We start from the raw sequence: 19,248 nt of genomic DNA, 5'->3' as shown, positions 1-19,248 counted from the left end.
GCAGATGAGCGAAAATAATAAAGCGGTTGTTGATATTGACCGCAGTGTTTATGACATAAAGGATGTGGAGAACGAGCAGGACTTCTACCGCATGGAGGATGGCTTTACCGAGGATATTGTTAGGAAGATTTCCGAGGAAAAGCACGATCCGGAGTGGATGAGAGAGTTTCGCTTAAAATCTCTTGAAATTTACAATAAGCTGGAGATGCCCGATTGGGGTCCGGATACTGATGACCTTGATATGAATCTCATCTCTTCCTATGTAAGATCAAAGTCTGACATGAAGGGTAAGTGGGAGGACGTTCCTGAGGATATCAAGAATACCTTTGAGAGACTCGGTATCCCGGAAGCTGAGCGTGAATCACTTGCAGGTGTAGGTGCTCAGTACGATTCAGAGCTTGTTTATCATAACGTTAAGGATGAAGTAGCAGCACAGGGCGTTGTTTACACAGATATGGAGAGTGCTCTTACAGGAGAGTATTCCGAGATGGTTCATGAGTATTTCATGAAATTGGTACCTCCCACAGATCACAAATATGCTGCTCTTCACGGAGCTGTATGGTCAGGCGGATCCTTTGTATATGTTCCCAAGGGAGTAAAGGTTGAGATTCCGCTTCAGTCATATTTCAGACTTAATGCGGCAGGTGCCGGACAGTTTGAGCATACATTAATTATAGTAGATGAAGGCGCAGACCTTCATTTCATAGAAGGTTGTTCGGCACCTAAATATAACGTTGCCAACCTGCATGCAGGTTGCGTTGAACTGTATGTTAAAAAGAATGCGAGACTTCGTTATTCTACAATAGAGAACTGGTCAAAGAATATGTATAACCTCAACACCAAGAGAGCTCTGGTTGAGGAAGGTGCTCGCATGGAATGGGTTTCGGGTTCTTTTGGATCACACACCTCATACCTGTATCCTATGACAATTCTTAAGGGTGATCACTCCAATATGGAGTATACCGGAATCACTTTTGCCGGAAAGGGACAGAACCTCGATACCGGAGCCAAGGTTATTCATCAGGGAAAATACACGTCTTCCATGATATCGACCAAGTCTATATCCAAGTCAGGCGGAATCGGAACCTACAGAAGTTCCGTTACCATAAATAAGGAAGCAAAGCATGCAAAGACTTCTGTTTCCTGTGATTCTCTTATGCTTGATTCCATCTCCCGCGCGGATACTATTCCGGGAATGGATATAAGAACCAATGACGCGGATGTAGGACATGAAGCAAAGATAGGAAGAATCAGTGACGAAGCTGTATTCTATCTTATGTCCAGAGGATTATCAGAAGAGGATGCAAGAGCGCTTATTGTCAGCGGTTTTGCTAACCCGGTTTCTAAGGAGCTCCCTTTGGAATATGCGGTTGAGATGAACAACCTCATCAAACTCGAGATGTCAGGAGGCTGAGAAAGTGAGTAAGGTATTAAAAGTTAATCATCTTCCTGCGCTGACTTATCGCTTTTTAAAGTCAAACGACAGTGAGATAGAGATAAAAGATATTGAGATAAAGGCTGAAAAAACGCCTGTTACAGGAGAACTTCCCGGTGGGATTTCTGTCAAAGATGATGCAACAGAGGAAGATATCCGAAAGATTTTCAAATCAGTAAATGAAAAGATAGCCGCAAAAAAGCTGGATATACCCGGACCTAACGGAGACACCATGCCACTTAACGATGCACAGACAGTCCGCACCGGAATGGGAGTGGAGATTGATTCATTCATGCAGGAAATGAATGTTCCAGTGACAGTCATCAGTGCCGAGGAGGGACAGAAGGTATCGCAGCCCGTGATGATCAGATATGAGCTTAGTGACGGGGACTGCGTACTCGGAAGCCAGGTTATCCATGCGAAGAAGGGTTCTGAGATAACAGTAATCATGGAATATGTTTCAGAACCTGATAACGGCGGATTTTTAGGAATACAGACAAGACTTCTTGCTGAGGAAGGTGCAAAGATCAATCTTGTTAAAGTACAGACCATAAGTGAGAAAATGGCTCACTTTGACGATATCGGCGGTGTATGCGACGACAAGGCTGATATTGAAGCAATAAATATGCAGCTCGGAGCAGGACACACCTGGGGAGGCTGCAGAGTTACACTTCTTGGAGACAACAGTGTATTCAATAATCACACCGGATACCTCTGCCGTCATAAGCAGGGCTACGATATGAACTATGTGGCTGATCAGATGGGCAAAAAGACTAATTCCAACATGGTCTTCAGAGGTGTTCTTCTTGATGAAGCTGTTAAGACTTTCAGAGGAACGCTGGATTTCAAGGCAGGAAGTGCGGGTTCTGTCGGAGACGAGCAGGAGGACACACTCCTTCTTAGCCCCGATGTAATAAACAGAACCATGCCTGTTATCCTCTGCGGAGAAGAGGATGTGGATGGACGCCACGGAGCATCCATCGGACAGCTCGGCGATGACACCGTTTTCTATATGGAGAGCCGCGGAATCGATGAGGAGAGTGCGAAGAAGCTTATGATTCGTGCCCGCATGGAGAGCATAGCAAGAATGATTCCTGACGAAGCTATTATCATCAGGATTCAGCAATATATCAGAACTATTCTTTAAGGAGCATACAATGTCCAGACCCGAAGATTTCAGAAAAGATTTCCCCATTTTAAGCAAAGGGGATTACATATATTTTGACAATGCAGCCACCTCTCAGAGACCAAATGAGGTTGTTGATGTCATAAAGGATTTTTATGAAAACTCCAATGCAAATCCTCTTCGAGGTTTGTATGACTGGAGTGTTGATGCGACAGAGAGATACGAAAATGCCAGAAAAACCGTGGCAGATTTTATCGGAGCAGCTTCTACTGAGGAGATAATTTTCACAAGAAATACCACAGAGTCTCTTAATCTTGTGGCATACAGCTATGGACTTGATAATGTAGGTGAGGGTGATGAGGTTGTTATAAGCGTGATGGAGCATCACAGCAACATCCTTCCCTGGCAGATGGTGACTAAGCAGAAGAAAGCAAAGCTTGTTTTCCTGGAACCCGATGAAGAGGGTGTTATAACAGAAGCTGAGTATAAGAGCAAGATTACCGATAAGGCAAAGATTGTTTCCATCGGACATGTATCGAATGTATTCGGAATAACCAATCCTGTGAAGGAAATAGCGGCTTACGCTCATGAGAAGGGAGCAACCGTGGTTGTAGACGGAGCTCAGGCTGCGCCGCATATTCCGGTCGATGTTAAGGAAATTGGGGCTGATTTTTATGCCTTCTCCGGACATAAGCTCATGGGTCCCATGGGAATAGGTGCATTATACGGAAGAAAAGAACTTCTGGAAAAAATGAGACCCTTCCTTACAGGCGGTGAGATGATAGAATATGTTACCAGAGAGGATGCGACTTACGCTGAGCTTCCGCACAAGTTTGAGGCAGGAACTGTCAATGCGGCAGGTGCCGTAGGACTTGAGGCTGCAATCAGATATCTTCAGAAGGTCGGTTTTGACTTTATAGCCGAGCAGGAGCATAAGCTTACAGTTCGTATGATGGAGGGAATGAAAAAGCTTCCATATATAAAAATTTACGGATCATCAGATCCCGCTAAGCATAGCGGAATCGTTACCTTCACTATGGAGGGTGTTCATCCGCATGATATTTCTTCGGTATTAAATGATGACCACGTTTGTGTAAGGGCTGGACATCACTGTGCACAGCCACTTATGCAGTTTATCGGAGCAGGCTCAACCGCAAGAGCAAGTGTTTACTTCTATAATACTGAAGAGGAAGTGGACAGATTCCTTGACCACCTTGCGAAGGTGCGTTCAGTAATGGGTTATGAGGATTAAAAAATGGATTTAAAAGGACTTTACAGAGAAATAGTTAATGAGCACAACCTTCGTCCCTCCCATAAGGGTGAGATGGAGAATCCTGATCTTGTGCTTAGGGGAGTAAATCCCAGCTGCGGAGATGACATCACTCTTCAGCTTAAGATAGTCGATGGTGTTATAGAGGATGCGATGTTCTCGGGATCGGGATGCGCTATTTCACAGGCTTCTGTAGATATGATGGCAGATCAGGTTATAGGGAGATCTAAGGAAGATGCTATTAAGCTTGCTGGAACCTTTATGGGAATGATCAAGGGTGAGATCAAGGATGAGGAGCAGATTGAAGAGCTCGATGAGGCAGCAGCTCTTCAGGATATAGCACATATGCCCGCAAGAGTTAAATGTGCGGTGCTTGGCTGGAAGACAATGCAGAAAATGCTTGAGAATCCGGACGAAGCAGCAAATGTATCTACTGAGGATCAGTAAATTATTTATGAGAATGGGAAAAGAGTTCTAATATTTAGGACTCTTTTTTGTATTAATTTAATATGGCTTTAAGAGAGAGACTTTGGTATCATTCTACCGTTGGTTTTTTGTGTTTTATTTTTGGGGTCAGGGAACTTAATGATTTACATCTCGTTAAAATATTTTGTTTTGGTGCTTGCTGCACTCTTTCTTTATTATATCTTTCCCATCAGATTCAGATGGCTTATTCTTTTAGCTGCGAATATAGCTTTTTATGCCCTATTTTATAAGACCGGCTGGTGGATTTTCCTTGGGACGATTCTCATAAGTTATTTGGTGGCACTTCTTACTGATAAACTTTCAGGTGCCGGGAAAAAGGCGGTATTTATTCTGGGGATTCTGGGAGTCGTCACACCATGGTTTTTGATCAAGAATTCCAACTTTGTAATTAATGAGATACTTGGAAGAGAGCCGATAAACTGGCTTGTTCCTATGGGAATTTCTTTTTATACGTTGCAGCTCATAGGCTATATGGCAGATGTATATATGGGAAAAACAGGCCCGGAAAAGAATATTGCGAAGTTTGCTTTGTTTGCAAGCTTTTTTCCTCAGATAATCCAGGGACCTATTCCAAGATATGAAAATCTCTCGCACCAGCTTACCGAGGGCAATAGATTTGATGAAGAGAAGGTTGTAAAAGGCTTTCAGCTTATCATTTGGGGCTTTTTCCTTAAGCTTGTAATTGCTGATAAGGCTGCAATAATAGTAAATACGGTATTTGATAACTATCCGGCATATTCCGGGGCGTATATATGGATTGCGTCATTCCTGTACAGTGTTCAGTTATATACTGACTTTTTGGCGTGCACAACTCTTGCAAGGGGTGTCAGCGGACTCTTTGGAATAAGGCTTGAAAATAACTTTGAACGTCCTTACTTTGCGACGTCGATAAAGGATTTCTGGAGAAGATGGCACATTTCTCTTAGTACATGGCTTCGGGACTATATCTATATTCCGCTTGGCGGCAATAGAAAGGGTAAAACAAGAAAAAATATCAATCTTTTCATTACTTTCTTCATAAGCGGATTGTGGCACGGTGCAGGCTTTAAGTTCCTGGTGTGGGGGCTTCTTCATGCCTTCTATCAGGTAGTGGGAGAGCTCACCTTTGAACTTAGAGAGAAGATATATTCCGTATGCGGCATAAAACCGGATTCCATGAAGAAAAAATGGATTAAACAGGGAGGAACCTTCCTTCTTGTGAATTTTGCCTGGATCATTTTCAGAGCCGATACTCTGAGGAAGGGTCTGGAACTGATTACAAATATGATTACGGAATTTAATCCCTGGGTTCTTATGAATGACAGACTTTTCACGCTCGGACTAGAGTGGAGAGAGATGGTTATCTTGGGAATCGGAATTTTTATCCTGCATAAGGTATCCAAGTACCAGGAGGAAGGAAAGTCCGTGGGAGAGAGGATTTTTACTCAGCCACTTCTTATCAGATGGGGAGTCTATCTTGCGGCAATTGTTGGTATTATTCTGTTTGGCACTTATGGCTTTGGCTTTGATGCGCAGGATTTTATTTACGGAGGTTTTTGATGAGAAAGCGTGTTTCATTCGCTATTAGGGTAGTACTTTTTTCATTAATAGCTTGCTTTGTCATTACTATTGTTAATTATGTTATAACCCCTAAAAAGTATTTTGAGGACCTGTGGCCGACAACTTCGACATACAAGGGTTTTTATAAGATGGATAAGGACACTGTGGATGTTATTTTCCTTGGAAGCAGCCATGCGGCAGCCGCTTTTAATCCGCAGGTCATATATGATAAATACGGAATCACAAGCTATAACCTTGCCTGTGAGCAGCAAAATCTCGTGGTTTCCTATTATTGGCTTAAGGAAACACTTAGATATCAAAAACCGAGTGCGGTTGTGGTCGAAACAAATATGCTTTATACCTTTGATCCGACGGAGCCGCTTAATACCTCGGAGTCTTTCACCAGAATGGCTATGGATGCAATGAAGTGGTCGGATGTTAAGTGGGAAGCTATACATGATATCTGCAGGCTTGATCCCAAACAGACTGTTAACAGCTACATTTTCAGAAATGTGAGATTCCACAATCGCTGGATGGAGCTTTCGGAAAATGATTTTGAATTTTTAAGTCTTGAAAATCATTATGAACTTAAGGGATTTTCAGCCTTGAGTAAGAGGGGGGATTCCACCCCGGATTATGAGCCGATTCTTATCAGCAATTATGAGGCTTACGCAGAGCCTGAGTCGGTGATGGTGAATTACCTGGATAAGATTGTGGAACTGTGTAAGGATAATGAGATTAATCTTGTTCTTACAAAAACTCCGTCTACCGGATGGGATGAGAACAGGCATAATGCTGTTCAGGAGTATGCTAGTGAGAATGGTGTGGAGTTCTGCGATTTTAATGAATATATCGCGTACACAGATTCCGATTTTAACTGGGCCAAGGATATGAATGATGACTGGCATACCAATATCTGGGGAGCCAAGAGAGTATCCAAGTATATCGCTAAGCTATTGCAGGAGGATTATGGCGTAGAAGGCGAGGTATACGACCATCAGTGGGCTGATACACGGGAATACTACGAACAGGTCGTTGAGGACTGTAAGATCGCTAATATAAAGGATATTGATGAGTATCTAGAAAAGATAGATAAGCCGCGCTACACAGTGCTTGTGGCTGCGAAGAATGACATGTCCTTCTGTGTGACAGATGCGGTAAAGAAGGCCTTTTCCAAGATGGGATTTATGCTCCCTTCAAAGGAATATGACGGTTACTGCGCCGTTAAGAATGAAGAGGATGTCAATGAGGATGCCGGAATGGAACCGCTTCATTTTGTCGGTAGTGTGAGAGATAAAATGGTTGATTATTCAGTTACTTCTAAGGGTTATTATGCAGGAAGCGATTGCTCAATCAAGATTGATGACGTCGAATATGCCAAGAAGTGGGATGGAATCAATATTGTGGTTTATTGTAATGATACCAGGAAGGTTATCGACTCCGTTGTGTATGACGGGGGGATGAATAGGTAAGATTACGCGGCATGCGCCGTATAATAATGGAGATATAAAGAGTTCTTAGTGAGCAAGTTCCCGCGAACTCTAATATCTCCATTTTTGCATGGTTTATTGCTTCGCACAAAAAAAGTACCGCCCCATGGGATATACCCACAAAACAGTACTCGGCGTGCGCCTCCAGGGGCTCGAACCCTGGACACCCTGATTAAGAGTCAGGTGCTCTACCAACTGAGCTAGAAGCGCTTATTTATTGGTGTTTGCGTCGCTGTCTTAGCGACAAGTGATATATTACTACGGTTTTTTTTATAATGCAAGCATTTTTTTAAAAAATTTTCAAATTTTAAACAATTTTTACAAAAAGTACCCAGAAATGGCTTAAAATACCAACTTAATCGGATAAGAAAATTTAAAAGTTTCCATTGTGTGAATCTGGTTTTGATAACCATTTATAGCAGGAAACAACAAATGCGCGGTATTTCAATATAGTTGTTGTACGGACAGGCTCTAAGTTGCAACAAAACTACTCATTACTTTAAAAATTATTGTACGCTCTCTTGCTGCGAACAACAAATCAAATTATTTTCAACAGTTTTATTGCACAAACAGAACCATATATACAACAAAATCTTTTCATTAGCATCATATTGTTGTGTCGGATGTGAATAAGAGCTATTTATGCAACAAAATCCCATCATAAGCAGCACTTTGTTGTTCTGGCTCCGAACAAATGAGTTCCGAACAAGGATGCCCCAAACAAAAGAGTTCCGAATAATGGTTCTCCTATAAGAATATTATCCCTCATACTAACACATACAAACACTACGAAAAGCGAGCGCAACAAAGGTGCCAGCGTTGACAAACAGCCAGCTTACGCATTATCATGAAACAAACTATGACTTCATGAACGCGGCAAAGAGAATACGTTCGGGAAGCGAAGAGATATAATAAAATTAAATGAGGAGAAGTGAGAAAATGGCACAGGATCAAAAGAAGCTGGTTTCAGAAATTACCTCTATGGATGAGGACTTTACTCAGTGGTATACCGACGTTGTTACCAAGGCTGGACTAATCAGCTATTCAAATATAAAGGGATTTATGGTTATCAAGCCTGCAGGCTATGCTATATGGGAGCTTATTCAGAAGCATTTGGATGAGAGATTTAAGAAGACAGGCGTAACCAATGCTTATCTTCCTATGCTGATCCCCGAGTCTCTTCTTCAGAAGGAGAAGGATCATGTAGAGGGCTTTGCGCCGGAAGTTGCATGGGTGACACATGGTGGAATCGAGCCCCTTACAGAGAGATATTGTGTTCGTCCCACTTCAGAGACTCTTTTCTGCGATTATTATAAAGGGGAGATTCATTCATATAAGGATCTTCCGCAGGTACTTAATCAGTGGTGCAGCGTTGTCCGCTGGGAAAAGGAGACACGTCCTTTCCTCAGATCAAGAGAGTTCCTCTGGCAGGAGGGCCATACTGCACACGCTACCTTTGAGGAGGCTGAGGAGCGCACACAGCAGATGCTGAATGTATATGCTGATTTCCTTGCAGAGGATATGGCTATTCCGGTTATCAAAGGTCAGAAGACTGAGAAGGAGAAGTTTGCTGGTGCTGAAGCTACTTATACTGTAGAGGCTCTTATGCATGACGGAAGAGCGCTTCAGTCTGCGACAAGCCATAACTTCGGTGACGGCTTTGCCAAGGCTTTCGAGATACAATATGCAGGAAAAGATAATAATCTTCACCATGTATTCCAGACTTCCTGGGGTGCAACCACAAGACTTATCGGTGCGATGATCATGGTTCACGGAGATAACTCAGGACTTGTACTTCCTCCGAGAATTGCACCTGTTCAGGTAATGATCATTCCTATCCAGCAGAAGAAGGAAGGCGTACTTGAGACAGCAGGAAAGATGCTTGAGGCTCTTAAGGATTTCAGAGCTAAGCTTGATGACTCAGACAGAAGTCCCGGATATAAATTCTCCGATCAGGAGATGCGTGGTATTCCGCTTCGCATCGAGGTTGGTCCCAAGGATATTGAGGCTGGCAAGTGCGTACTTGTAAGAAGAGATACAAGAGAAAAGATTGAATGTCCTATTGATGAGGTTGCAGCTAAGGTTGCTGAGCTCCTTCCCAAGATTCAGCAGGATATGTACGATAGAGCTAAGAACCACCTTGATACTCATACCTTTGCTGCTACTACTAAGGAAGAGTTTGAGGAAGCCTTCAAGGATACCAAGGGCTTTGTAAAGGCTATGTGGTGCGGCGACAGAGCGTGCGAGGATAAGATTAAGGAAGACTATTCCGTAACCAGCAGATGTATTCCTTTTGAGCAGGAGAATCTTGCAGGAACCTGTGTATGCTGTGGTAAACCCGCAACCAAGATGGTTTACTGGGGCAGAGCATATTAATATATTTTGAACAAATTTTTTTAACAAAGAAAGATTACAATAAAAAGAGATTGGAAAGAGAAGATATAAAAATTAATATACCTGTGCCGGCGGCAGAGATTCTGGATAAGCTTCATGAAAAAGGCTTTGAAGCTTATGTGGTTGGCGGATGCGTGCGCGACAGTATACTGGGCAGGCAGCCGGGAGACTGGGATATTACTACCAGTGCCAGACCGGAGCAGGTTAAGAGCATATTCGGAAGAACGATAGATACGGGAATTCAGCATGGCACAGTTACGGTCATGATAAACAAAGAGGGCTTTGAGGTTACAACCTACAGGATAGACGGCGAATACGAGGACGGACGTCATCCCAAGGATGTAACATTTACGGCAAGCCTTATCGAAGATTTAAAGCGCAGAGATTTTACAATCAATGCCATGGCCTACAGCTATGAGGATGGTCTGATTGATGAATTTGACGGTCTTCTGGATATTGAAAAAAAGACAATCAGATGCGTCGGAGATCCGAAGGAGCGTTTTACAGAGGATGCTCTTCGTATGATGAGAGCGGTCAGGTTTGCAGCGCAGCTTGACTACGATATAGAAGAGAAAACAAGAGCGGCCATAACAGAGCTTGCGCCAACGTTATCAAGAATAAGTGCTGAGAGAGTGCAGGTGGAGCTTGTTAAGCTTCTTACTTCGGATAATCCGGGTAAAATCAGAGAGCTTTACGAGACCGGTCTTACAGGGGTGTTTATGCCGGAGTTTGATAAGTGTTTTGAGACACCTCAGAATAACCCGCATCACGCCTACAATGTCGGAGAGCATATTATTAAAACTGTTGAAGCGATTGAAGCAAATAAGGTTCTCAGACTCACAATGCTTTTTCATGATATTGAGAAACCGTCATGCCGCACTACAGACGATGAAGGTGTTGATCATTTCATCGGTCATGCGGAGAAAAGTGCGGAAACTGCCTATGCGGTTCTTCGCCGTCTGAAATTCGACCGGGATACAATGGATGATGTAAAAAAACTGATACTTGTCCATGACTGGCGTTTTCCTGCGGAAAAGAAAAATGTCAGAAGAGTTGCAAATAAAATCGGAACAGAGCTGTTTCCGATGTTTTTGAAGATCAAGAGAGCGGACACAATAGCTCAGAGCAGCTACAGACAGGATGAAAAGTTTGATTGGATTCAAAAGATCTCAGATCTTTACGACGAAATAAGAAATGACGGAGAATGTCTGTCGCTTAAGGATCTTTCCGTTAACGGCAGGGATTTGATAGCACTGGGAATAAAGCCCGGCAGGGAGCTGGGGGATATTCTTGCAAACATGCTTGCGGATGTTCTGGAGGAGCCTTCGCATAACAGCAGGGAATACCTGCTTGATGAAACTAATTTAGCCGGATTTAGGAAAGGGAAGGACTAAAAACACGGGGTGATTTCCAAAGGGAGATTTGGAAAAGGGGGAAGCTTATGAAAAAGAAAATGAGAAATTTTTTCATATTGCTGTTTGCACTTGCCTTCGCATCCATGCAGCCGATGTACGCATATGCGGAAGAGACGGATGTGATGGATGATGGCAAGGTAAGAGTCTCTCTTTTGGGGAAATATGACTCTGCGGATACCGCATCTGTTAAGCAGATCAACACTTTATCCCATACAATTCAGTTCAGAAATCATGATGTGGGTAAAAACTATACCCTCAGCTATGATAATACTTCTATGATCTATGATATCCACGGTAAGCCTATGTCTGCATCAATGCTTGAGGTTGGACAGGTTGTGAATATTACTTTTTTGAAAGGTGTAAAGCACCTTAATTCTCTCGTGGTATCAACCGAAGCCTGGGTCGAAAATGATGTAAATGATTTTGATCTGGTTCGCGGTGATGAGACAGCCAAAATAAACGGCACTGTTTTTCATATCACACCCAGAACCCTTATCATTTCTGACGGGCAGGCAGTAAATGCCGAAGATATTCTTGCTACGGATACGCTCAGGGTAAGTGGGCTTGATAAAGAGATTTACAGTATTGTGGTGACCAGGGGACACGGGTATGTTAGTCTGTCGTCTGATACTGTGGACGACAGGAGCCTTGTAGGTGCATGGATTGAACTTGATAAAGAGGTAATTCGCAAGATTACTCCAAGGATGCTTATAAGTGCGCCTGAGGGAAATTATAATGTCAGCATAAGCGGTAACGGAGCGAAGTTTTCATCGGAAATTGTTGTAAACCGCAATGAAGAGACTGTAATTGATACAAGCGTAGCAGAGGTTGAGAAGATTAAGGAAGGTAATGTCACCTTCATTGTTACACCCAGCGATGCCAGAGTATTTGTAGATGGGCAAGAGGTACTTAAAGAGGTTCCGCACAGCTATACCTATGGAAAGCATAAGCTGCATGTAATGGCTGAAGGATATGAGCCTCAGGATCATATCCTGAAAGTAGCTGAAAGGGATGCTACTTTATTTATCGATCTTACTCCCAAGGATGGTACGAATTCATCCGAGGAAGGTGAGGTAACTGACGGCGATGCAGAGGCTTCTGATGCGGCTAATACAATAGATACTACCGGCATGTGGACCAGCAGCGATAACAGCAGCGATAACAGCAGTAGTACCGTAAGTAGTGGAAATGCGGCAAATACAGCATCATCCAAGACTACTAAGAATAATTCGAAAAGCAAAGCATCTTCCGACGCATCAAGCAGCAAGACGGCAGGTGTTGATCCCGATGCAGCTGCAACAAAGGCCCCGGAGGCGGATACCAGTTCATCCTCTTCATCAGGAAGCTCCGGTGGAAAGAGTTCGGATGCTTCATCAACAGGTGATAACTCTGACTCTTCCGATACAGGTGAAGATGAGGAAGATGAAAATACCATCAGCGGTTATAAAGTGACCTTCGATGCACCTATAGGCGCTGAAGCGTATCTTGATGGGAACTATGTGGGAATAATGCCGGTCAGCTTTACAAAAATTGCAGGCCAGCACATGGTAACTCTTCAGAAGGAAGGATATGAGACGAAGAGTTATACTATACAGATAGATAAGGAAAAAACTAATGTAACCTATACATTCCCTGCGCTTACTCCCGTAAGTAAACCCGATGAGCCCGATAATGGAGGAAGTGGCGACAGCGGTGAGGAAGACAGTGGAAACAGTGACAGCGGCTCCGAGGGGACAGGCGATGATGCCAAACCCGAGGAGGTAAGTGGAGGACAACCGTGAGATTAGATAAATACCTGAAGGTAACAAGACTTATAAAGAGAAGAACTGTTGCAAATGAAGCCTGTGATGCAGGAAGAGTTATGATAAATGACAGGGTTGCAAAGGCTAGCACAGATGTTAAGGCGGGAGATATTATTGCAATCAGTTTCGGTAATAAGGATGTGAAAGTTGAAGTTCTGGATGTCAAGGAGACTATCCATAAAGAGGATGTATCATCGCTTTATCGTTACATCTGACCACTCACATTGACAGTGCTTTTTTCAAGTACTAAAATATACTTGAGAGGTTATATCTCCGAAATAACGATAATGATATAAAGTTTTTCGGATGGGGAGTAATAATGGCAGCTAAGGCAAGATATAAAAGGGGCAACGTTCAAAATACATATGGAATGATAATGGCTACTGTTGCAGTGGCTCTGCTTCTTATTGTGGTTCTTGTAAGGAGTTTCAGTCTGGTGCAGAAGAGAGATCAGTACCGCAGCAAGATAGAGACTCTTCAGACGCAGATAGAGACAGAGCAGGCACGCAGTGAAGAGATAGCAGAATTTGAGACATATACTACAACGAGAAAGTATATTGAGAAGGTTGCAAAGGAAAAGCTGGGCCTTGTATATCCGGGAGAGATAATCTTCAAGGATGAGAGCTCAGGAAACTAAATAAAAACAAAGGCTCCGGAGGCGAGAAGTTCCGGAGCTTTTCTGATATCAAATATATGGAAGACAGATTAGGCGAAGGAATAAAAAAGTACATAGTTGAAGAAAAGCTTATCGCAGACGGTGAAGTTGTTCTTGCCGGTGTATCCGGAGGGGCTGATTCTGTCTGCCTTTTTCATATTTTGCGGCAGCTCCGGGAGGAACAGTCTTTTGATCTTGCGGTGGTTCATATCAATCATATGATCAGAGAGGCTGCCGAAGAGGAGGCGCTATTTGTCGAGAAGCTTTGCAGTGAATATGAGATACCTTTTTACAGAAGGGATATTAATATACCGAGTATAGTCCAAAAGGCAGATTTGTCTGAGGAAGAAGCCGGGCGAAATGAGAGATATAAAGCTTTTCTTGATATAGCAGGTGAGCTTTCGAGAAAGACCGGGAAGACTGTAAAAATAGCTACCGCTCACAATATGGGCGATCAGGCGGAGACGGTTCTTCATAATCTGTTCAGAGGCAGCAGGATTAAAGGACTTTCTGGAATAAGAGCAAAGGGAGAACGCGACGGCGTCGTACTGATAAGGCCTCTTTTGGAAACAGAGAGAAGCGAAATAGAGGAATATCTAAAACAAAAAGGTTTTAAATACTGTAATGACAGCAGCAACTTTACTGATGATTACACCAGAAATCGCATCAGGCACAACGTCATTCCGGTGGCGAAGGAGCAGATAAATGCTAAAGCTGACAGGCACGTCGCGGAAGCAGCAGCTTACCTTTCAAGAATAGATGATTATATTGATGAGCAGGCGAGACTGGTTGAAGGATGGCTAGTAGAGAGCAGTAAGGACGAGGTGGTACTTGACTGTGGCAGCCTTGCAGCACAGCCGGAGATAATAAGGGAAAGGCTGATCACAAACGGTATTCACCTTTTATATCCGCACGTGAAGGATATTCAGGCGGTGCATATCAGAGAATTGACAAGGCTTCCCTTAAGCACCGATGGGTCAGCAAAACTAAGCCTTCCGTATGGCATACAAGCAATCAGGACTTATGACAAACTAAAGCTCTGTTTCGACAAGAGCCAAGGTATGGAAAATGAAGATATCAGCGTTGATATGAAGGCTTTGAGAGAGGGCGGTGAGGTGGAACTTGAAGTTCCGCGTCTCGGAGTCGTAAATTTAAGAATTTTTCCCTATAAAAGTGACCTTAAAATCCCTATGGGAGAATATACGAAATGGTTCAATTATGATAAAATAAAGAATAGTCTGCAATTCCGCACCAGAAAAACGGGTGATACCATTTCGGTAGGTAACGGAAATAAAAAACTGAAGAAATTCATGATAGATGAAAAAATCCCGGTTGATAAGAGAGATGCGCTTTACATACTTGCAGAGGGGGACAATGTTCTATGGGTTCCCGAGCATCGTATGGGAGATGCCTACAGACTGAGTGATGATTCAAACAGAGTTTTGGAAGTTGCAGTAACAAAAAGATAAAGGAACAAGGAGCGCAGGAGCACTCCCGGAAAAGAGGTAAATATGGCAGAATCAGTTAGAGTTTTACTGTCTGAGGAGGAAGTTGACAAAAGAATTCAGGAGATCGGTGAGCAGATAAGCAAAGACTATGCCGGTAAGACAGTACATCTTATTTGCGTACTTAAGGGCGGTACTTTCTTTATGTGTGAGCTTGCAAAGAGAATCACGGTTCCCGTAACTATGGACTTTATGTCAGCTTCAAGCTATGGATCTTCTACAAAATCCAGCGGCGTTGTTAAGATTGTAAAGGATCTTGATGAGCCCATTGCAGGAAAAGATGTTCTTGTAGTAGAGGATATTGTGGACTCCGGAAGAACGCTCAGCTATCTTCTTAAGATGCTTGCTGACAGAGGTCCTTCAAGCATCAAGCTTTGCACTCTTCTTGATAAGCCCGAGAGACGTGTAATGGATGTTAATGTTGATTATACAGGCTTTGAGATTCCGGACGAGTTTGTTGTGGGTTATGGTCTCGATTATGATCAGAGATATCGCAACCTTCCTTACATTGGGGTTGTAGAGTTCGATTAAAGGGGATAAACAGTGAATAAAAATAGGGGCTTTAGTTTTTACTTTGGACTGATTATAGTTCTGCTTTTGGCTCTTGCTTTTCTTGAGTACGGTAAGGGCAGAATTCAGTCATCGGATACAGCCTACACCAGAGGCCAGCTGGTCAAGGATCTCCAGGAAAACAAGATATATTCCGCGGAAATCGTTCCGAATGAGGAGACTCCGACCGGAGTTGTAAAGATTGTTCTTACCAATAAAAACGAAAAGGTATTATATGCTACGGATATTTCCGAGATCGAAGCAATTCTTGTTGAGAACGGAATAGACCCTGTAGTAAGGGATGTTCCCGGTGAGAATCTTCTGATAAGCAGCATTATACCGATTCTGGTAGGATTGTTCGTCATCACCTTTTTGTTTGTGATGATGAATAATGCGCAGGGACAGTCATCCGGCAACAGCAGGATGATGAACTTTGGCAAGAGCAGAGCAAGGCTGTCCACAGGCGATGATAACAAGATAAAGCTCACGGACGTTGCAGGACTTGTTGAGGAAAAAGAGCAGCTTGCCGAGATAATCGAATTCCTTAAGGATGCAGGAAAGTTTACAAGAGTTGGAGCCAGAATACCAAAGGGTGTACTTTTGGAAGGTGCTCCCGGAACCGGTAAAACCCTGCTTGCAAGAGCTGTCGCTGGTGAAGCCGGTGTTCCGTTCTTTAGCATTTCGGGATCCGATTTCGTAGAGATGTTCGTAGGTGTCGGAGCTTCCCGTGTAAGAGACCTTTTTGCAGATGCAAAGAAGAATTCACCCTGTATTATATTTATCGATGAGATTGATGCGGTTGCAAGACGCCGCGGAACCGGTATGGGCGGCGGACATGACGAGCGTGAACAGACACTGAACCAGCTTCTTGTTGAGATGGACGGATTTGGTGTAAACGAAGGAATAATTGTCATGGCGGCCACAAACCGTGTAGACATTCTTGATCCCGCGATACTTCGTCCCGGACGTTTTGACAGAAAGATCACGGTTGCCCGTCCGGATGTCAGAGGACGTGAGGAGATACTTAAGGTTCATGCAAGAAATAAGCCTCTTGCAGAGACCGTTGATCTTCAGAGCATTGCACAGACTACAGCAGGATTTACCGGAGCGGATCTTGAGAACCTTTTAAATGAATCTGCAATCAATGCTGCGATGGATGACAGAGGCTTCATCACGCAGTCAGACATCCAGAAAGCTTTTGTACAGGTTGGGATAGGAACAGAGAAACACAGTCATATCATTTCCGATAAGGAAAAGAAGATAACTGCTTATCATGAGGCCGGACATGCGATACTTTACCATGTTCTTCCCGATGTAGGACCTGTATATACGGTATCTGTTATTCCCACAGGTATGGGAGCAGCAGGCTACACGATGCCGCTTCCCGAAAAGGATGAGATGTTCCTTACAAAAGGCAAAATGCTTCAGGAGATAATGGTTGTCCTCGGCGGAAGAATTGCCGAAGAGATCATCTTTGGAGATATTACAACCGGAGCATCAAGCGATATTCAGAAAGCTACCAGCGAAGCAAGAAAGATGGTTACCGTTTATGGCATGTCCAAGAGAATCGGTATCATCAATTATAACGAGCAGGAAGAAGATGTGTTTATCGGTTATGATATCCAGCACAACAAGCGCAATTCTGAGCTTATGGCTGGCGAGATTGATAAGCAGGTCAAGGATATCATCGATTTGTGCTATGCGAAGGCAAAAGAGATTCTCAGATCCTATGAGGATATTCTTCACTCCAGCGCTGAGCTTTTAATTCAAAAAGAAAAAATAGGACGTGCAGAGTTTGAAGCTCTTTTCACGCTCCATCAGGCTGTTTCACTGGGAGAAGACATAGCTGCACTGGCAGATAAAATTTGACGCTTGTGCAAAATAGACAAAAATGCATACGGGGTTTTAGTAATTTTGTGAAACGTGAGTATTTACCCATTATCGAGGTGGTGCTAATATACTCTTGTAACCCCCAATACATTAAAGTTTTTTGCTATACCCATAAGAAAGAAATACCTTCTCTAAAAAAGACAGCAACCCTAAGCTGTCTTTTTTTATAGTTTGCGCGCCATGGGCGCGCTCTAACGGGTGCAAGTCCCGAACACGCCCAGATAGTGGGAAGTGTACAGCTGAACAGCAAGGGTGTCCATCGTGAGGTGGAATCTGAAGGAAGCTGCAAGCAAATCTCTGGTCCGACGGACAGAAATCACATATAAGGCTAGGCTACGAGAGATAAGTTGGCTATAAGCAACGAAGTCTAATAACTATCACATTTGTAGTAGCAGAGTAAATGTGGCGGATATATGGAGAGAAAGAGCGTGCACCTTAAGCGTGGAGGTCTCACAGAGGTTCCATTAGCCTAGTAACAACGAACTGTGAGAAGTCAGCCGAGCCCATAGTAGTGAAGAAATCTCTGTAATGGAGATGGAGCGAAGGGGTGAACAATCAATAAGTTTGAGTATGTCACGTGTTGCAGAAATGACAACATCTGCCGTAATTAATCGGGAAAAGGGTGGTCAAATCAAGCGAGGCGGAAAGGAAAGAACGCATGGACACAAGTAGTCTAATGGAGCAGATACTATCTAGTGCTAATCTCAATAGTGCATATCTGCAAGTCGTACGAAACAAAGGTGCAGAGGGAGTGGACGGAATGAAGTACACAGAACTCAAAGAACATCTTGAAAAGAACGGCGAAATCATCAAGGAACAGTTGAGAACAAGAAAGTATAAACCTCAGCCAGTTCGAAGAGTGGAGATACCAAAGCCTGATGGTGGTGTCAGAAATCTAGGAGTACCAACAGTAACAGACAGATTCATACAACAAGCCATAGCACAGGTGTTAACACCAATCTATGAGGAACAATTCCACGACCACAGTTATGGATTCAGACCTAATAGATGTGCACAGCAAGCAATCCTAACAGCACTCGATATGATGAATGATGGTAATGACTGGATTGTAGACATTGACTTGGAAAAGTTCTTTGACACAGTTAATCACGACAAACTTATGACTATCATAGGTAGAACCATAAAAGATGGAGATGTTATATCTATCGTAAGAAAATACCTAGTCAGCGGAATCATGATTGATGATGAGTACGAGGACTCCATTGTGGGAACACCACAAGGAGGAAATCTCTCGCCATTATTGGCGAATATCATGTTGAATGAACTTGATAAGGAGATGGAAAAGCGAGGGCTTAACTTTGTAAGATACGCAGATGATTGTATCATCATGGTTGGAAGTGAAATGTCTGCTAATAGAGTCATGAGAAATATCTCGCGATTCATTGAGGAGAAACTTGGTCTCAAGGTCAACATGACCAAGAGTAAAGTGGACAAACCACAAGGACTTAAATTTCTTGGATTTGGATTCTACCTTGATTCAAGGGCACATCAGTTTAAGGCAAAGCCGCATGCAAAATCAGTAGCAAAGTTTAAGAAGAGAATGAAAGAACTCACTAGCCGTAGTTGGGGCGTTAGCAACAATTACAAGGTGAAAAAGCTCAATCAGCTCATCAGAGGTTGGATAAACTACTTCAAGATAGGTAGTATGAAAACACTTTGCAAGGAAATGGA

Annotated in this window: 15 protein-coding genes and 1 tRNA gene; 15 read left to right on the top strand and 1 reads right to left on the bottom strand. The window is 43.2% G+C overall.

All coding sequences use genetic code 11. From position 1 onward, the window contains the following. Positions 1-4: 4 nt before the first annotated feature. The 6 genes from sufB (at position 5) to BMW61_RS19530 (ending at position 7,328) form a co-directional block, all read left to right on the top strand. A complete protein-coding gene (gene sufB / locus BMW61_RS19555; protein ID WP_022761759.1) occupies positions 5-1,414 on the top strand; it encodes a Fe-S cluster assembly protein SufB in 1,410 nt (469 codons plus the stop codon). Between the two features lie 4 nt (positions 1,415-1,418). Further along, on the top strand, positions 1,419-2,582 hold the full coding sequence (locus BMW61_RS19550) for a SufB/SufD family protein (protein WP_091825460.1): 1,164 nt from the start codon (positions 1,419-1,421) through the stop codon (positions 2,580-2,582). 10 nt (positions 2,583-2,592) lie between these two features. After that, positions 2,593-3,813, top strand: a complete 1,221-nt coding sequence (locus BMW61_RS19545; protein WP_091825458.1) for an aminotransferase class V-fold PLP-dependent enzyme — start codon at positions 2,593-2,595, stop codon at positions 3,811-3,813. Between the two features lie 3 nt (positions 3,814-3,816). Continuing rightward, complete coding sequence (sufU, locus tag BMW61_RS19540) at positions 3,817-4,278, top strand: Fe-S cluster assembly sulfur transfer protein SufU (protein ID WP_022761756.1); 462 nt, start codon at positions 3,817-3,819, stop codon at positions 4,276-4,278. A gap of 138 nt (positions 4,279-4,416) precedes the next feature. Further along, entirely contained in the window at positions 4,417-5,856 is a 1,440-nt protein-coding gene (locus tag BMW61_RS19535; protein WP_091825456.1) for an MBOAT family O-acyltransferase, read from the top strand. Further along, on the top strand, positions 5,856-7,328 hold the full coding sequence (locus BMW61_RS19530) for a hypothetical protein (protein WP_091825453.1): 1,473 nt from the start codon (positions 5,856-5,858) through the stop codon (positions 7,326-7,328). The genes BMW61_RS19535 and BMW61_RS19530 overlap by 1 nt, the downstream gene beginning before the upstream one ends. Before the next feature lie 155 nt (positions 7,329-7,483). Here the strand turns inward: BMW61_RS19530 and BMW61_RS19525 are convergent. Continuing rightward, positions 7,484-7,556, bottom strand: a tRNA-Lys gene (locus BMW61_RS19525). Between the two features lie 729 nt (positions 7,557-8,285). Between BMW61_RS19525 and proS the strand changes: the two genes are divergently transcribed. The 9 genes from proS to ltrA all read left to right on the top strand — a co-directional run. After that, positions 8,286-9,722 carry a proline--tRNA ligase gene (gene proS / locus BMW61_RS19520; protein ID WP_091825451.1) on the top strand — a complete coding sequence of 479 codons (1,437 nt, stop codon included), beginning with the start codon at positions 8,286-8,288 and terminating at the stop codon, positions 9,720-9,722. Between the two features lie 65 nt (positions 9,723-9,787). Beyond that, complete coding sequence (locus tag BMW61_RS19515) at positions 9,788-11,134, top strand: CCA tRNA nucleotidyltransferase (RefSeq protein WP_091825485.1); 1,347 nt, start codon at positions 9,788-9,790, stop codon at positions 11,132-11,134. Between the two features lie 47 nt (positions 11,135-11,181). Next, complete coding sequence (locus BMW61_RS19510; RefSeq protein ID WP_091825448.1) at positions 11,182-12,936, top strand: PEGA domain-containing protein; 1,755 nt, start codon at positions 11,182-11,184, stop codon at positions 12,934-12,936. Continuing rightward, entirely contained in the window at positions 12,933-13,172 is a 240-nt protein-coding gene (locus BMW61_RS19505) for an RNA-binding S4 domain-containing protein (protein WP_022761750.1), read from the top strand. Before BMW61_RS19510 ends, BMW61_RS19505 begins: the two co-directional genes overlap by 4 nt. Positions 13,173-13,276: 104 nt before the next feature. Beyond that, the gene (locus BMW61_RS19500; RefSeq protein ID WP_022761749.1) at positions 13,277-13,594 is read left to right on the top strand and encodes an FtsB family cell division protein; all 318 of its coding nucleotides are present in this window, start codon (positions 13,277-13,279) and stop codon (positions 13,592-13,594) included. A gap of 56 nt (positions 13,595-13,650) precedes the next feature. Beyond that, positions 13,651-15,081: a tRNA lysidine(34) synthetase TilS gene (gene tilS / locus BMW61_RS19495; protein WP_091825446.1), complete on the top strand. Its 1,431-nt coding sequence runs from the start codon at positions 13,651-13,653 to the stop codon at positions 15,079-15,081. 42 nt (positions 15,082-15,123) lie between these two features. After that, complete coding sequence (hpt, locus tag BMW61_RS19490; protein ID WP_022761747.1) at positions 15,124-15,648, top strand: hypoxanthine phosphoribosyltransferase; 525 nt, start codon at positions 15,124-15,126, stop codon at positions 15,646-15,648. Positions 15,649-15,660: 12 nt separating this feature from the next. Beyond that, positions 15,661-17,535: an ATP-dependent zinc metalloprotease FtsH gene (gene ftsH, locus BMW61_RS19485; protein ID WP_022761746.1), complete on the top strand. Its 1,875-nt coding sequence runs from the start codon at positions 15,661-15,663 to the stop codon at positions 17,533-17,535. Between the two features lie 679 nt (positions 17,536-18,214). Continuing rightward, on the top strand, positions 18,215-19,248 hold a 1,034-nt coding region (ltrA, locus tag BMW61_RS19480), incomplete at its 3' end, for a group II intron reverse transcriptase/maturase (protein WP_091825443.1).

This window comes from Butyrivibrio sp. ob235, from assembly GCF_900109475.1.
GTDB lineage: Bacteria > Bacillota > Clostridia > Lachnospirales > Lachnospiraceae > Butyrivibrio.
Note: the sequence above shows the minus strand (reverse complement) of the source record. Positions and strands in the feature narration are given on the sequence as shown.

Bases quoted from the DNA above. Each gene is read 5' to 3' on its own strand.
- BMW61_RS19530 (WP_091825453.1), top strand. From the start codon at position 5,856: ATGAGAAAGCGTGTTTCATTCGCTATTAGGGTAGTACTTTTTTCATTA.
- proS (WP_091825451.1), top strand. From the start codon at position 8,286: ATGGCACAGGATCAAAAGAAGCTGGTTTCAGAAATTACCTCTATGGAT.
- BMW61_RS19535 (WP_091825456.1), top strand. From the start codon at position 4,417: ATGATTTACATCTCGTTAAAATATTTTGTTTTGGTGCTTGCTGCACTC.
- hpt (WP_022761747.1), top strand. From the start codon at position 15,124: ATGGCAGAATCAGTTAGAGTTTTACTGTCTGAGGAGGAAGTTGACAAA.
- tilS (WP_091825446.1), top strand. From the start codon at position 13,651: ATGGAAGACAGATTAGGCGAAGGAATAAAAAAGTACATAGTTGAAGAA.
- sufB (WP_022761759.1), top strand. From the start codon at position 5: ATGAGCGAAAATAATAAAGCGGTTGTTGATATTGACCGCAGTGTTTAT.
- BMW61_RS19510 (WP_091825448.1), top strand. From the start codon at position 11,182: ATGAAAAAGAAAATGAGAAATTTTTTCATATTGCTGTTTGCACTTGCC.
- BMW61_RS19500 (WP_022761749.1), top strand. From the start codon at position 13,277: ATGGCAGCTAAGGCAAGATATAAAAGGGGCAACGTTCAAAATACATAT.
- sufU (WP_022761756.1), top strand. From the start codon at position 3,817: ATGGATTTAAAAGGACTTTACAGAGAAATAGTTAATGAGCACAACCTT.
- BMW61_RS19545 (WP_091825458.1), top strand. From the start codon at position 2,593: ATGTCCAGACCCGAAGATTTCAGAAAAGATTTCCCCATTTTAAGCAAA.